The sequence below is a fragment of the Aeromonas sp. FDAARGOS 1406 genome (assembly GCF_019048565.1).
Classification (GTDB): domain Bacteria; phylum Pseudomonadota; class Gammaproteobacteria; order Enterobacterales; family Aeromonadaceae; genus Aeromonas; species Aeromonas caviae.
This window is the reverse complement of sequence record NZ_CP077378.1, coordinates 3465294-3480589: the sequence shown is the minus strand read 5'-3', so window position 1 is coordinate 3480589 and position 15296 is coordinate 3465294. Positions and strand designations below refer to the sequence as shown.

Below are 15296 nucleotides of genomic sequence, written 5' to 3'. Positions count from 1 at the left end.
AAAATTCCGCACTTGAAATTTTCCAGGGCCAAGCCGCCCGAACTAGCGAAGGTCTACCGCGATGCGTACCAGCCAATATCTGCTTTCCACTCTCAAGGAAACCCCCTCCGACGCTGAAGTTGTCAGCCACCAGCTGATGCTGCGCGCCGGGATGATCCGCAAACTCGCTTCCGGCATGTACGCCTGGCTGCCGACCGGCCTGCGGGTCCTGAAGAAGATTGAAAACATCGTCCGCGAAGAGATGAACAATGCGGGTGCCGTCGAAGTGTCCATGCCGGTGGTACAGCCCGCCGAGCTGTGGCAGGAGTCCGGCCGCTGGGATGACTACGGCCCCGAGCTGTGCCGCCTGACCGACCGTCACAACCGCCCCTTCGTGCTGGGTCCGACCCACGAAGAGGTGATCACCGCGCTGGTCCGTTACGAAGTGAACAGCTACAAGCAACTGCCGCTGAATCTGTACCAGATCCAGACCAAGTTCCGCGATGAAGTGCGCCCCCGTTTCGGCGTGATGCGTGGCCGCGAATTCCTGATGAAGGATGCCTACTCCTTCCACATCGACAAGGCCTCCCTGGTCGATACCTATGAGAAGATGCATGCGGCCTACTGCACCGCCTTCACTCGCATGGGTCTGAACTTCCGCCCGGTGCAGGCCGATACCGGCTCCATCGGGGGCACCGGCTCCCACGAATTCCAGGTGCTGGCTGAGAGCGGTGAAGACTTGATCGCCTTCTCCGATACATCCGATTACGCCGCCAACATCGAGATGGCCGAAGCCCTGGCACCGGCTGGCGAGCGCGCTGCCGCAACCAAAGCCCTGACCAAGGTGGCTACCCCGGCCGTCCACACCATCGATGAAGTAGCCGCTTTCCTGAACGTGGCGCCGACCGCCATCGCCAAGACCCTGCTGGTACTGGCCGAGGAAGACGAGCACGGCAAACAGGCCGTCATCGCCCTGGTACTGCGTGGCGACCACGAGCTGAACGAAATCAAGGCCGAGAAGCTTTCTGGCGTGGCTAACCCGCTGACCTTCGCCAACGACGAGCAGATCAAAGCGGCCGCCGGTTGCGATGCCGGTTCCATCGGCCCGGTCGACTTTGCCGGTCGCATCATCGTCGATCGCAGCGCCGCCCATCTGGCGGACTTCGTCTGCGGCGCCAACGAGACCGGCTTCCACCTGACCGGCGCCAACTGGGATCGCGACATCACCTCTTTTGAGGTTGCCGACCTGCGCAACGTGGTAGAAGGCGACCCGAGCCCGTGCGGCCAGGGCAAGCTGCTGCTCAAGCGCGGTATCGAAGTGGGCCACATCTTCCAGCTGGGCACCAAGTACTCCGAAGCGATGAAGGCGAGCGTGCTGAACGAAGGCGGCAAGTCCGTCACCATGGAGATGGGTTGCTACGGTATCGGGGTTTCCCGCCTGGTGGCTGCCGCCATCGAGCAGAACAACGACCAGTACGGCATCATCTGGCCGGATGCCATCGCCCCGTTCGAAGTAGCCATCGTGCCGATGAACATGCACAAGTCCGAGCGCGTGGCCGAGCAGGCGCAGCAGTTCTACGCCGAGCTCAAAGCCGCCGGTGTGGACGTGCTGTTTGACGACCGCAAGGAGCGCCCGGGTGTGATGTTCGCCGACATGGAGCTGATCGGTGTGCCCCACGCCATCGTCATCGGTGACCGTGGTCTCGACAACGGCGTGGTGGAGTACAAGTGCCGCCGCTCCGGCGAGAAGCAGGAAGTGGCCATCGGCGAGATCGTTGCCCTGCTCAAGGCCAAGCTGGGTCGCTGATAACGCGACACCGCCTTTCGCTTTTCAGAGGAAAGCCCCGAGTGCCACGGCACTCGGGGCTTTTTATATGGCTCTCAGCCATGATGCACAAAAATGCGTCTCCAGCGTGAACCAATGAGATAACTGCATTGCCCTGTACACGGCACGGCTGATTTCCTAGACTGGCGCTCTTTACCGAGCTTGCCCGAGAAGTTATGTCCATCGCCTCAGCCAATACCGTTGTCGTGCTCGACTTCGAGACCACAGGGCTTTCACCCGGACAAGGGGATAGAGCCATCGAGATCGGTGCCGTCAGAATCAAGGATGGCCATATCAGTGAGCGTTTCTCGGCATTGATGAATCCGGGCTTCAACGTGAGCAGCTTCATCGAGCAATATACCGGGATCAGCAATGCCATGCTGAAACAGGCTCCCCCCTGTAACGAGGTGATGGCGGATTTCGTCGACTTTATCGGTGATGACAATCTGGTCGCCCACAACGCCTCCTTCGACAAGCGCTTTCTGGATGCGGAAATAGAGCGATTGCCGGCGCAATACCGCGGCCAGTTCGCCTGTTCCCTGCTGCTATCGAGGCGCCTGTTTCCCGATGCCCCGGATCACAAGCTGGGTACCCTGGTGCAATACCGGAGCCTGCCTAATGACGGGGTGTTTCACCGTGCCCTGGCGGATGCAGAGGTGACGGCCCACCTCTGGCTTGCCTTGTTGGAAGAGCTGGCGTGTCGACATGGCATTATCGACCCGGACTTTGAATTGCTGCTGACCCTTGGCAAGAAGCCAAAACAGGTGATTCCATCCTTCCTGCGGGAATATGCGACTCGGAAATAATATGTGCCGACATGCATCATCAATCATCCATGCCATGTCGGCACTGAATTTACCCGCCTTCAAATCCATGATGGCCCGGCATAAAGAGAGGCAGGCAAGCAGATAATTTAGCACTGCACATCAATGAAAAAGCGCGCCATCTGGCGCGCTTTTTGTTTCTGCTGTCCCGGGCGGCAAAGGCCGGAGCCCACTACCTCAACTATTGCGACCGATAAAGAGATCGGTCACATGGCAGCTGCTTCTCGCGGCCAGCGCATCCAGCATGTAGGCTGCAGCGTCTTCCGGCGTCATGAAGCCACTCGAATCCACGTGATCCGAATTCTCCCAGAACTCGCTGCGGATCCCGCTCGGATAGAGGTTCACCAGTCGCAGGGGAGCACTCTTCAGCTCGGCCCGCAAGGATTCGAGAAAGCCGCGCATGCCCCATTTGGAGGCGCAATAGAGGCTCTCGTTGGCCTTGCCGGTCTGGGCGGCAGAGGAGAGCACATTCGCCAGCACGCCGCCCTTGTCACCGATGAGGCGCACCGTCTGCTGGGCCACCAGTATGGTGGAGATGAGATTGCTCTCCACCACCCGGCGGATCTGCTCGGCGGTGTAGACACCCACCGGGCCGAACTCGCCGACACCGGCACAGTGGATCACCATGTCGGGCAGGCCGCCCCACTCCACCGCAGCGGCAAAGGCGACATCCACCTCTTCGTGGTGCGCCAGATCGGCGGCAATGCCGATCACCGCCTTGCCGAGCAGCTCTTCCTGCTCCTGCAGTTTCTGGTAACGGCGACCCATCATGGAAACCTGATGGCCGCGTTCAACCAGCCCTATGGTCAGGGCGCGGCCCAGTCCGGACCCCGCGCCAGTCACTATGATGTGGCCCATGTGTGCTCCTCAGGGAGATCAGAAGGTGAATTCACCACCGATGAACCAGCCGTCGATGGTCTGATCGACGCGATCGAAGTCCATCTCGGCCTCACGCCAGCCGGCGCGGATCTTGAGCGGCACGGAAGAGAACTTGTAGGAGCCGCCCAGACGGTAGTCGTAGTTGTCGGCATCCTGCACCCGCATATCGCCAAACGCCGCAAAGCCGGTCCCCGGGATGCGTACTTCACCCCCGGTGTAGGCCATCAGCACATCCTTGTCATAGGAGTAGTGCTGGGTGTTGAAATCACCGTCGTAGCGACGACCGGTCAGACCCAGATCGATCTGGAACAGATCGTTGTTGAACAGGCGATAGTAGAGGCTCAGGTCGTAAGCCAGCAGATCGTTGTTGAAGCTGCCACCGCTGCTGCTGAAGTCGGACATTTCAAACTTGGCGTTGGGCAGCAGCAGGATGCCGTGCTCCAGTTGCAGGTAGCCGCTCCAGTTGTAGTTCTCGTCGTAGCTGCCATCGGCACCCACGCTGCTGACCTGGCCACTTCCCTGGGCATTCCACAGATCGGCACCCGCCGCAAAACGCCAGTCATTGGCGGCCATGGCCCCATGGCTGAGCAGAGCCATCACAGTGCCGGCAATCAGGGTCTTCTTCATCACTTCGCTCCATTTTGGACTGGAAAGGCCATCATTTTACCCGCTGGGCAAGGAATACCTAGAGTAAAAAGCTGAACAAGCGTCCATAAATGTCAGTGCTTCATCCCTTTCATGGGTTCGACCGGCTTCACGGGCAGGCTCAGTGACAGCGTCTGACCATCGTCCAGGGTCAGGGTCAGCGGGAAGGGCGTGCCCTGGGCCAGGGTATGGATGTCGAACAACATGATGTGCAGGCTGCCGGGCTTGAGCACGGCCTCCCCCTTGGCCGGGATCTCGATGCTCTCCACCTGGCGCATCTTCATGACGCCGTTCTCGTGCAAATGGGTGTGCAGCTCGACACGGCCCGCCTCAGGGGACGCTCCCGCCACCAGTTTCACCGGTTTGTCCCCATCGTTCCTGAGCACCATGAACGCCGCCGTGTTCGGCGAGCCAGGGGGCAGCAGGCGCACATAACCATCGACCGCGTCGACCTTGGCCAGGGCCGGGGCGGCCAGAAGCAGTGCCATGGTGGAATAAAACGCACGTTTAAACATGGTTGAAATCCTTTTATGATGTTGTTAAACGAGACAAAGCTTACCCCTGTGGCAAGCTTTTGACAGCCCCCGACAACAAGGATTCAGACATGGCCCTCACAATTCTGGCCGAACAGCAGGACGGCTTGCTCACCCTGACCTTCAATCGACCGGAAAAGCGCAATGCCCTCAACACGGAGACGTATCTGGCGCTGACCGACGCACTGCGCCAGGCCGCCTGGGACGAAGAGGTCCATGTGCTGCTGTTGCAGGGCCAGGCGGAGTGCTTCACCGCCGGCAACGATCTGGACGACTTTGTTGGCAAGCACGCCCTTGAGCCGGACGATCCCATCCTGCAATTTCTGCACACCCTGGCCGACTTCCCCAAACCGGTGATCGCCGCCGTGGGCGGCCCGGCAGTCGGCATCGGCACTACCCTGCTGCTGCACTGCGACCTGGTCTATCTGGCTGACAACGCCCGGCTGCAGCTGCCTTTCGTCGAGCTGGGACTGGTGCCGGAGTTTGCCGCCAGCCTGCTGCTGCCACGCGCCGTAGGTCACCTCAAGGCGGCGGAGCTGTTGCTGCTGGCAGAGGCCATAGATGGAGAAGAGGCGCTGCGTCTCGGGCTCGCCAACCGGGTGCTGGCCCCGGCGGACCTGCTCCCCTTCGCTCGGGAGCAAGGGCTGAAACTGGCGGCCAAGCCGCCGATGGCGCTCCAGAAGAGCAAGGCGCTGCTCAAGCAGGAGCTCAAACAGGCGGTGCATTTCGTCATCGACCTGGAAGCGCGCGCCTTCGCCCAGGCCCTGCAAGGGGAAGAGGCGCAAAACCGCATCGCCAGCAAGCTGCAAAAACGGCGCTGAACTCAGTTGAGACGGAACCGGCTTATCAGCTCACAGCCCTGCACCCTGTCCTGCACCTGGATAAGCCGGGCGATCTCCGGATTGGGGTGGCGCTTCAAGAAGGAGAGCAGGGCGGCGCGGCAGCAGCCCAGCTCGCTGATGAGAGATTCGCACTCCCGGTTGGGGCACTGGGGCACCAGGGCGGTGACCAGCTCGGAGGCGAGCTTGAGGTAGCGCAGTTCATAGGCGGGCTCTTCCATGGCACGCCAGAAGTCGGCCATGCGGTGACAGGTGGCGACCCGCATGCTGGCCAGTTCGTCCAGATCCCCGGAGGCCAGCTCATACACTTCCCCCAGGGCCTGCTGATAGAGGCAGATCGCCGTGCCCAGAGCCCCCATGCCAAGGGCATTCTCCGCCTCCAGCATGTAACGTTGCCAGTTCTGATGTTCCATGTTCCTCTCCTTTGCCGACACGAGTGGAGTCTGTATCATGGCCAATCGAGAACAAATATCAACCAGACCCTTTGTGCAGGATCCCTCAACCCGCCGTTCTGGGCTGATTGACGCGACACTGCTTGCCGGGGTAACCAGGCAGATCCGCCGCCTTGCTGCTGCACGCCAGCCGTTTGGCTTCGGCGAGGCGATCCGCGAGGTTGACCTCATCGATCGGCTGCCAGGCCATCTGCTGGCCGAGCCAGCTGGCCCAGGCAAACTCGACGAAGTAGACCTGATCCTTCTTGCTGAAGTAGCCCGCATCCTGCAACAGCCCCGCCAGGGTGCGGTAGGGATAATCCGGCAATTCACCGATATGACCGGGCAACTGCTCGGGAGTCAGGGGTTGACCCCGTTCATCCTTGAGCCAGGCCCAGTGGTTGTTCTGCATCTGGCTCCAGAAATTGGCCCTGTCCTGCAACCGTGCAATCACCTTGACCCTGACCTGCTTCACCCCCTGCTGCCACAGCGCCTTGGTCAGGTGGTGCCTGTCCACCAGCCAGTAACCCCCATCCGGCGCGATGACGATGGGGATCTCTTTCTTTTTCATCAGTTTGTCGAGCTGCTTCTCGCTCTTGTCCGCCAGCTCCCGGGCAGTTGTATCCACCTGCAACTGCCCCACGCCGCCCTGGGTGGGGTGCAGCGCCTCTATGTTCACCTCGCACCAGCTTCCCACCGGGCTGCTCTTCTCGCACGGGGCCAACGCCCAAGCGCCCTGGCTCAGCACGCAGACCAACAAGATCCATGCTCTCATCATTCTCTCCTTTTCCTAGCGCTCACGGCGCCCCTTCGTTGACAGCCGCATCGGATATCAATGGGACTCATGCTGGCGGTCTGACCAGCAAAGGGGATATCATGATTTCCCATCTGCCGGCGATGCATTCTCGCCGAGTTTTCTCCCCGCTTCACACATTTTGAAGGATTCACCATGAAAGGATGGAGCCCCCTGCTGGCCCTGCTGGGCTGTGCCTGCGTCCAGGCTGCCGATGTGCCGCCCGGCACCCCACTCGCCGCCGAACAGGCCGTCGTCCGTCATCTCAAGGATGAACCGGCGAGCCTGAGCCCTCTCAAGCTGGTGGGACTGCCGGAGCTGCAGGTCCTCAGAGACCTTTACGAGGGGCTGCTGACCCAGGGGCCGGACGGCAAGGTACTGCCCGGGGTGGCATCCCGCTGGGACAACGAGGGGAACCAGACATTCACCTTCCACCTGAGGCCGGATGCCCGCTGGTCCAACGGCGACCCCGTGCGCGCCGCCGACTTCGTCTATGGCTGGCGCAAGCTGGTTGACCCCAGGGAAGCCGCCACTTTCGCCTGGTTCGCCCAGCTCGCCCGCTTCGACAAGGTGGACGACATAGTGGCAGGCAAGCTGGCCCCCGATGCGCTCGGGGTGGAGGCCGTCGATGACCATACCCTGAAGGTGACCCTCTCCCAGCCGGTGCCCTATTTCCTGAGCCTGCTGACCCACCCCAGCCTGTCGCCCCTGCACCAGGCCAGCATGGAACAATATGGCAACCAGTGGACCCAGCCCGGCAAGCTGGTGGGCAACGGCGCCTTCGTGCTGAGTCACCGGGTGGTGAACGAGAAACTGGAGCTGACGCCCAATCCCTACTACTGGGATCGCGCCCACACGGTGCTGACCCGCGTCACCTTCGTGCCCATCAACCAGGAGAGCGCGGCCACCCACCGCTATCTGGCCGGGGATCTGCACATCACCGAATCCTTCCCCAAGGAGCAGTACCAGAGCCTGATGGCCCAGATCCCGGGGGAGGTCTATACCCCGGAACAGCTCGGCACCTACTACTACGCCTTCAACACCCAGCGCCCGCCCCTCAATGATGTGCGGGTGCGCCAGGCGCTCTCCTACACCATCGACAGGGGCCTGATTGCCGACAAGGTGCTGGGCACCGGGGAGAAACCGGCCTACCACTTCACCCCGGACGTGACCGCCGACTTCGACCCCAAGCCCAATCTGCTCTCCACCAGCAGTCAGCAGGCGCTGGACGAGCGTGCCAGAGCCCTGCTGAAAGAAGCGGGCTACGGCCCAAGCAATCCCCTCAAGCTGACCTTGCTCTACAACACGGCGGAAATTCACAAGAAGATGGCGCTGGCCATCGCCAACCTGTGGAAACAGAAGCTGGGGGCCCGGGTCGAGCTCACCAACCAGGAGTGGAAAACCTATCTCGACAGCCGTCAAAGCGGCCAGTTCGAGGTGATCCGCTCCTCCTGGGTCGCCGATTACAACGACCCCTCCGCCTTCCTCGGGCTCTGGGGATCGGGCCACAGCGGCAACATGGCCCGGTTCGCCAACCCGGCTTACGACAAGCTGCTGGCGCAGGCGGCCAACAGTCAGGATCCCGCAGAACGGGCCCGCCTGTTCGATGAGGCCGAGGCCATCTTGCAGAAGGAGGCCCCCATCGCCCCCATCTACCAGTACACCAATGCCCGGCTCATCAAGCCCTGGCTCAAGGGGTATCCCATCAACAACCCGGAAGACGTGGCCTACAGCCGTCAGCTCTACCTCGTCAAACACTGAGTCCGGGGAGGGGTCGGGACATCTGACCCCTCCTGGCACTGTTCCTGTTCAAGTTCCCGGCATAAAATGCCGCCTCTTTTCATTCATCAACCCCGTGATCCGATCCTGCCATGCGTGCTCTGCTCCTGATTGCCCTGTTTGTTGCCCTTCCCGCCAAGGCCGCCGATGAAACCGAATGCCGCCAGGCCTTCCTCGAATGGATGTTGAGCCAGCAGAAGCAGTTCAGCGACCGCAAGGCCAGCAAGATGGAGCGGCGCAATGCCGAACGAGCCATCGATCAGGCCCGGGATGCCTTCGCCAAGCAGGAGAGTTTCTGCCAGGCCATGGCCTGGGTCGCCAGCACAGAAGACAATGACCCCCGCTTCAAGCCGAGGACGGGGGAGATCCACGACTTCACTCCCCGCGGCTGAGCCGCCATCTACGACTTTTTTCAGCCTTTCCCGTGTTGATTTATTGACCCAAGCCAAGGTGGTGTAACAGTCCACATCTACAATGACGCCGTAACAATCACAAAAATAAAAAATAATTTTATCAGTTACTTGGCTCATTCAGGATGCGCACATGACCACAACCCGGCACGAAGGGGAGATCCGTTTCCCCGATCACATATCACTGATCTCGACCACGGATCCCGCCAGTCACATCACTTATGCCAACCAGCACTTTTGCGATGTGGCGGGCTACAGCGCGACCGAAATGGAAGGGGAGCCCCACAATCTGGTCCGCCACCCCGACATGCCCAAGGCCGCGTTCGCCGACATGTGGCGCCGCCTGCAACAAGGAAAGAGCTGGATGGGGCTGGTAAAGAACCGCGCCAAGAGTGGTCAGTTCTACTGGGTCAACGCCTACGTCACGCCGATTCTCAACGATCAGCAGCAGATCATCGAATACCAGTCTGTCCGCACCCGTCCCCAGGATCACGACATCGCCTGGGCAGAGCAGCTCTATGCCCGGATCCGTGACGGCAAGGCACTGCCCTGGCTGACCCGGCTGACTCTGGAGCCGGGGCAGCTGTGTCTACTGCTCTCTGGCACCGCCCTGCTCGGCATGGGGGCCAGTCTGGTCACCGGCCAGCCGGGGTGGGGCGTCATCACCCTGCTCTGCTTGCTGGCCCAGATGGGACATGGCAGGCATCTGCAACGGCGGCTGGCCAGGCTGCTGACCATGGCGGGCGAGGAGCAGGGCAGCGCCCTTTGCCAGGTACTCTATGCCAGGCGTCAGGACAGCCTGGCCGCCCTTGAACTGCTGCTGCGCATGAAGAAGGCGGAGCTGCGCGCCGTGGTGGGTCGCAGCGCGGACACCAACCAGCAGATCCTGCAGGCGGCGGAGGATGACAGGGGGCATATCCAGACCATAGACACTCACCTGCAACAGCAGCGGGCCCAGAGCGAGCAACTGGCGGCGGCCATCACCCAGATGAGCCAGTCCATCCGCGATGTGGCTGACAATGCCCACCAGGCCAATGCGCTGGTGGGCGAGGTCCAGCAGGTGTCCGCCAGTGGCCAGCAGGCGCTGGCCACCACCCGGGATTCGGTCGACAGGCTTCATCAGGAGCTGGACGCCAGCCAGGGCGTGCTGGCGCGCCTGACCCAGGACAGCCAGAAGATCAACGGCATTCTGGAGGTGATCGGGCAGATTGCGGATCAGACCAACCTGCTCTCCCTCAATGCGGCCATCGAGGCGGCACGGGCCGGTGAACAGGGGCGCGGCTTTGCGGTGGTGGCCGACGAGATACGGGCCCTGGCCCAGAAGACCCGCAGCTCCACCGGCGAGATAAGCGACATGATAGGGGCGCTGCAACAGAGCACCCGGCAACTGTCCGATGGCATGGAGCAGGGGGCCCAGACATCAGTGCTCTGCCAGCAGCACATGGGGGCCACCGCCGAGGTGCTCGACCAGATCAACCGGATGCTGGCCCGGGTGACCCACACCAGCGACGAGATAGCCCAGGCGGTGAGCCAGCAGGCGGATGTCACCAGCACCCTGGATCAGGGGATCCACCAGATCCACCAACTGGCGAGCCACACCGCGGACAACAGCCGTCAGGCCCTCGATGGCATCACCCTGCTGGTGGAGCGGCTGCAAAACCTCTCCCGCCTGATCAACCAGTTCCACGACTGACCCCCTTGCCGTGTAGTTTGGCGCGCCTCCGGGCGCGCTGCCGATCTCTCCTCTCCTTCACGACGACAGGCTCCCGCCGGGGGCAAGAAGTCCGTCTCAGGATTTGCCCTTGAACTGCTTGATGCTGCGCTTGCCCTGGGTGCGACGGTTCGCCTGCTTGTCTCTTGGCGCCCGTTTGCTCTCCCCGCTGGCGGGTTTGTCGGTCACCGGGAAACCTGCCAGCGCCGCCAGGGGCAGGGGCCGACCGGTCAGGGCCCGGATCCCCTCGAGCGCCTCCCCATCCCCGTGGCAGGTAAGGGAGATGGCCAGACCGCTCTGTCCGGCACGGGCGGTACGACCGATACGATGCACGTAGACGGGCGCATGGTCCGGCAGATCCAGATTGATCACCACGGGCAATGCCTCCACGTGGATGCCGCGCGCCATCAGGTCCGTGGCCACCAGCACCCGCACCCTGCCCTCCTTGAAATCCGCCAGCGCCTGCTCCCGCGTGGCCTGATCCTTGTTTCCATGCAGGGCCGCCACCGTCATGCCAGCCCTGGCCAGTTTCTTGGCCACCCCGTCCGCGTCGTCCCTGGCACTGATGAAGACCAGCACCTGGGGCCACTCTCCGGCCTCCAGCAGGGCGATCAGCGCAGGCACCTTGCTGCTCCTGTTGACCAGATAGAGCCGCTCCTCGATGTCGCTCACCAGGCTGTTGAGCGGCTCGGCCTCGATGCGCACCGGATCCTGCAGCAGGCCCGAGGCCAGGCTCTCCAGCTCGACCGGCAAGGTGGCGGAGAAGAGCATCTGCTGCCGCGCCTCCGGCATCGCCTTCATCAGCCACTGGATATCGGGCCAGAACCCCATCTCCAGCAGGCGATCCGCCTCATCCAGCACCAGCATGCGCAGGGCACCCAGCCCCAGCGTCTGCTGGGCCAGCAAGTCCCGCAACCGTCCGGGGGTCGCCACCAGCAGTTGGGGGCCGAGAGCCAGTTCCTGCTCCTGCCACTCCTGGGCCACCCCGCCACACAGGGTCAGAAGGCGCACCCCCAACCCGTCGGCAATCTCCTGCAGGGCGGCGCTCACCTGGCTTGCCAGCTCCCGGGTGGGGACCAGTACCAATCCCTGTACCCGGTCACTGGCTGCGTCCAGCCTCTGCAGCAGCGGCAGGCCGAATGCCAGGGTCTTGCCACTGCCGGTCCTGGCCAGGGCAAGCAGATCCCGTCCTGACAAGGCAGCAGGAATGGCTAGCTGCTGAATGGGGGTCGGTTTTTCCAGCGCTGCGGGCAGCAGGGGCAACAGGGCGGGGGCAAGGGCGAGTTCGTCAAACGTCATGGGGATCGCAGATACAGGCTGAACGAGGATGTGGAGGCGAAGTCTAGCCAGACCCACCCCATAAGTAAAAGGTTCGGGAGCGCAATAAAAACGGCCTGCCCCGTGTGAACGGGGCAGGCCGTCAGGCAATCAGCCTGTGGCGCGACTTACAGAACGGCCAGGGCGGCGGCGTAGTTCGGCTCGTCGGCGACTTCAGCCACCAGCTCGCTGTGCAGCACCTTGTCGTGCTCATCCAGTACCACGATGGCACGGGCAGCCAGACCCACCAGCGGGCCGGAGGAGAAGGCCACGCCGTAGTCCTGCAGGAAGGAGACGCCACGCAGGGTGGAGAGGTTCACCACCTTGTCCAGACCCTCGGCGCCGCAGAAACGGGCCTGGGCGAACGGCAGGTCGGCAGAGATGCACAGCACGACGGTGTTGTTCAGGGCGCTTGCCTGCTCGTTGAACTTGCGCACGGAAGTGGCGCAGGTCGGGGTGTCGACGCTCGGGAAGATGTTCAGGATCTTGCGCTTGCCGGCGAAGGTCGCCAGGGTCGCATCGGACAGATCGCCAGCAACCAGGGAGAAGGGCTTGGCCTGCTCACCGGCAACGGGGAAGTGGCCGGAGACGGAGACGGGGTTGCCTTGCAGGGTGACGGTATTGCTCATGTTAGGTCCTTGATGATTGATGTGGGATCCAGGGTCCCCAGTATAGGCCCGCCACGGGATGACAAACACCCGCTAATGAAAGGGATTTGGCATCCCTTTGCATCCCCCCTGCTCCAGAGGCAGCTCAGCGGCCACTGACATGGCCCCGGACAAAGAGGAGAAGAGGGCTTGACCTTGGACTTTACACCAAGGTTTACACTCGGCTCAGTCATCCAGGATCCCGCAGGGGCGGGATCCCTCAAGAGGAACGCATCATGAGCAAATCCTGCTGCAGCCATCAACACGCCGCCGCCCCCATCAAGGCCGTCAGCAAGGCCGCCACCCCACAGGCCGGGCACAGCCACACCAGCCACTGCTGCGACAACGGGGCACAGGCCAGTGGTGTCGCCAACCCGACCCGCCACGATCATCAGGGGCAAAGTGGCGCAGACGGCCCGGGGGATGAAGAGCCCCCCAGAGGCACTTGCGCCACCGACACAGCCCACGACCACGATCATCATGAGCAGGGGCACGAGCACGCCCATACGGCCGCCGCGACCGAGCCGCCGCTGGCTAGCCCCGAGCAAAACAGCCGCCGCCACAGCTGGCAGGTGCTGGGCATGGATTGTCCCAGCTGTGCACGCAAGATAGAGACCGCCGTCAGCCGGGTGGAGGGCGTACAGCAGGCTCGGGTGCTGTTTGCCACCGAGAAGCTGGTGGTGGATCTGGCCCCCGGCCTCTCCCCCGATCCCGTCACCGCCGCCGTGCTGGCCGCCGGCTTCCAGCTCAAAGGGGGAGCTCAGAACACGGCTCGCAGCGAACCGGGCCGCAGCCCTCTGATGCAGAGAGTCAGCAACCTGCTCGGCAAATACTGGCAGCCCCTGTCGCTCGCCGGCTTGATGGGGATGGCGGCCCTGCTGCCGAACCAGCTCGGTCAGCCGCTCTTTACCCTGGCCACCCTCTGGGGGCTGTGGCCCGTCGCCCGCAAGGCGTGGGCACTGACCAGAAGCGGCTCTCCCTTCGCCATCGAGACCCTGATGACGGTCGCCGCCGTGGGGGCCCTCTTCCTCGGCGAAACCGCCGAAGCGGCCATGGTGCTGCTGCTCTTCATGCTGGGGGAACATCTGGAAGCCTATGCCGCCGGCCGCGCCCGCGCCGGGGTCACCGCCCTGATGGCGCTGGTGCCCGACAAGGCGCTGCGCATCCGCACCACTGCCGAGGGCGAGGTGCGGGAAGAGGTCGCTGCCGACCAGCTGCGCCCCGGTGACATCATCGAAATCGCCCCGGGTACCCGCCTGGCCGCCGATGCCCGCCTGCTCGACCCCCTCGGCGCCTTTGACGAGAGCGCCCTGACCGGCGAATCCATCCCGGTGGAGCGCCGCCGGGGTGACAAGGTCCCCGCCGGCAGTCTGGCGGCGGACCGGGTGCTGCGCCTCGAGGTGGTGTCCGAACCCGGCAACAACGCCATCGACCGCATCCTGCATCTCATTGAGGAGGCCGAGACCCAGCGCGCCCCCATCGAGCGCTTCATCGACCGCTTCAGTCGCTGGTATACCCCGGCCATGATGCTGGTCGCCCTGCTGGTGGTGCTGGTACCGCCGCTCGCCTTCGGCCAGAGCTGGGACGAGTGGGTCTATCGCGGGCTGGCGCTGCTGCTGATCGGCTGCCCCTGCGCCCTGGTCATCTCCACCCCGGCGGCGGTCACCTCGGCACTGGCGGCAGCCACCCGGCAGGGTGCCCTCATCAAGGGGGGCGCCGCGCTGGAGCGGTTGGCCCACATCGATACCCTGGCCTTCGACAAGACCGGCACCCTGACCCTGGGCAAGCCGCAGCTGACCGAACTGGTGAGCCTCGATGGCCAGCCGGAGGCCGAACTGCTGGCGCTGGCGGCCGCCATCGAGCAGGGCTCCCACCACCCGCTGGCCCGCGCCGTGGTGACGGCGGCAGGGAAGCGGGGTCTTGCCCTGGCGGCGGCCCAGGATCTGCGCGCCCTGCCCGGCATGGGGGTAGAGGGTCGCATCGACGGCGCTCTCTGGCAATTGCTGGCGCCGAGTCGGGTCGCCTCCCTCGATGACGCAACACGGGGCCGGGTCGCCGCCCTGGAGCTGCAAGGCAAGACAGTGGTGGTGCTCGGTCAGCCCGACGCCGCCCCGGCCGCCCTGCTGGCCCTGCGCGACCAGATCCGGCCGGAAGCGGCTGCGGCGCTGCAAGAGCTCAACCAGCTCGGCCTGCAGAGCATCATGCTGACCGGGGACAACCCCCGCGCCGCCGAGGCGATCGCCACCGAGCTCGGCATGGGCTGGCGCGCCGGCCTGCTGCCGGAAGGCAAGGTAGAGGAGATAAGCCAGCTCGCCAGCACCCGCAAGGTGGCCATGATCGGCGACGGCATCAACGATGCACCGGCCATGAAGCGGGCCAGCATCGGCATCGCCATGGGAGGCGGCACCGACGTGGCGCTGGAAACCGCCGATGCGGCGCTGACCCACAACCAGCTCGGCGGGGTCGCCGCCATGATCCGGCTCTCCCGCGCGGCGCTGGCCAACATCCACCAGAACATCGCGCTGGCGCTGGGGCTCAAGGCCATCTTCCTGGTCACCAGCCTGCTCGGCATCACCGGCCTGTGGATTGCGGTGCTGGCCGACACCGGCGCCACCGCCCTGGTCACCGCCAACGCCCTGCGCCTGCTGCGAAAACGCTAGTCCGGCCGTAAACTGCACAACCAA

Annotated in this window: 14 protein-coding genes; 7 read left to right on the top strand and 7 right to left on the bottom strand. The window is 63.6% G+C overall.

What is annotated here, in order from left to right:
* Positions 1–61 precede the first annotated feature (61 nt).
* Entirely contained in the window at positions 62–1786 is a 1725-nt protein-coding gene (locus I6L36_RS16500; protein ID WP_109112582.1) for a proline--tRNA ligase, read from the top strand.
* Positions 1787–1980: 194 nt separating this feature from the next.
* Positions 1981–2610 carry a PolC-type DNA polymerase III gene (locus I6L36_RS16495; protein ID WP_039039479.1) on the top strand — a complete coding sequence of 210 codons (630 nt, stop codon included), beginning with the start codon at positions 1981–1983 and terminating at the stop codon, positions 2608–2610.
* A 195-nt stretch (positions 2611–2805) separates the two neighbouring features.
* On the opposite strand, the gene I6L36_RS16490 is transcribed toward I6L36_RS16495, so the two are convergent.
* From I6L36_RS16490 to I6L36_RS16480, 3 genes are all read right to left on the bottom strand, one after another.
* Positions 2806–3486, bottom strand: coding sequence for an SDR family oxidoreductase (locus tag I6L36_RS16490; RefSeq protein ID WP_041214522.1), 681 nt, complete (start codon positions 3484–3486; stop codon positions 2806–2808).
* A gap of 18 nt (positions 3487–3504) precedes the next feature.
* Positions 3505–4134, bottom strand: coding sequence for a TIGR04219 family outer membrane beta-barrel protein (locus I6L36_RS16485; protein ID WP_010672862.1), 630 nt, complete (start codon positions 4132–4134; stop codon positions 3505–3507).
* 92 nt (positions 4135–4226) lie between these two features.
* The gene (locus tag I6L36_RS16480; RefSeq protein ID WP_039039478.1) at positions 4227–4667 is read right to left on the bottom strand and encodes a copper chaperone PCu(A)C; all 441 of its coding nucleotides are present in this window, start codon (positions 4665–4667) and stop codon (positions 4227–4229) included.
* An 89-nt stretch (positions 4668–4756) separates the two neighbouring features.
* Between I6L36_RS16480 and I6L36_RS16475 the strand changes: the two genes are divergently transcribed.
* On the top strand, positions 4757–5506 hold the full coding sequence (locus tag I6L36_RS16475; protein ID WP_162540582.1) for an enoyl-CoA hydratase-related protein: 750 nt from the start codon (positions 4757–4759) through the stop codon (positions 5504–5506).
* A gap of 2 nt (positions 5507–5508) precedes the next feature.
* Here I6L36_RS16475 and I6L36_RS16470 read toward each other — a convergent pair whose 3' ends face one another.
* Together I6L36_RS16470 and I6L36_RS16465 are read right to left on the bottom strand one after the other, a co-directional pair.
* Positions 5509–5937 (bottom strand): DUF2753 family protein, encoded by a 429-nt coding sequence (locus I6L36_RS16470; RefSeq protein WP_109112505.1) that lies wholly within the window; start codon positions 5935–5937, stop codon positions 5509–5511.
* Positions 5938–6022: 85 nt separating this feature from the next.
* Positions 6023–6730 (bottom strand): ParB-like protein, encoded by a 708-nt coding sequence (locus I6L36_RS16465; RefSeq protein ID WP_052814963.1) that lies wholly within the window; start codon positions 6728–6730, stop codon positions 6023–6025.
* 174 nt (positions 6731–6904) lie between these two features.
* On the opposite strand from I6L36_RS16465, the gene I6L36_RS16460 reads away from it, so the two are divergent.
* From I6L36_RS16460 to I6L36_RS16450, 3 genes are all read left to right on the top strand, one after another.
* Complete coding sequence (locus I6L36_RS16460) at positions 6905–8509, top strand: ABC transporter substrate-binding protein (RefSeq protein WP_045523355.1); 1605 nt, start codon at positions 6905–6907, stop codon at positions 8507–8509.
* A gap of 110 nt (positions 8510–8619) precedes the next feature.
* The gene (locus tag I6L36_RS16455) at positions 8620–8919 is read left to right on the top strand and encodes a hypothetical protein (protein WP_109112504.1); all 300 of its coding nucleotides are present in this window, start codon (positions 8620–8622) and stop codon (positions 8917–8919) included.
* A 151-nt stretch (positions 8920–9070) separates the two neighbouring features.
* Entirely contained in the window at positions 9071–10630 is a 1560-nt protein-coding gene (locus I6L36_RS16450) for a PAS domain-containing methyl-accepting chemotaxis protein (protein ID WP_109112503.1), read from the top strand.
* A 96-nt stretch (positions 10631–10726) separates the two neighbouring features.
* Here the strand turns inward: I6L36_RS16450 and I6L36_RS16445 are convergent, their stop codons facing one another.
* Both I6L36_RS16445 and tpx read right to left on the bottom strand, forming a co-directional pair.
* A complete protein-coding gene (locus I6L36_RS16445; protein ID WP_049635949.1) occupies positions 10727–11947 on the bottom strand; it encodes a DEAD/DEAH box helicase in 1221 nt (406 codons plus the stop codon).
* A gap of 146 nt (positions 11948–12093) precedes the next feature.
* On the bottom strand, positions 12094–12594 hold the full coding sequence (gene tpx, locus I6L36_RS16440) for a thiol peroxidase (RefSeq protein WP_010672853.1): 501 nt from the start codon (positions 12592–12594) through the stop codon (positions 12094–12096).
* A gap of 254 nt (positions 12595–12848) precedes the next feature.
* Between tpx and I6L36_RS16435 the strand changes: the two genes are divergently transcribed.
* Positions 12849–15272, top strand: coding sequence for a zinc/cadmium/mercury/lead-transporting ATPase (locus I6L36_RS16435; protein WP_049635950.1), 2424 nt, complete (start codon positions 12849–12851; stop codon positions 15270–15272).
* The last annotated feature ends 24 nt before the right edge of the window (positions 15273–15296 follow it).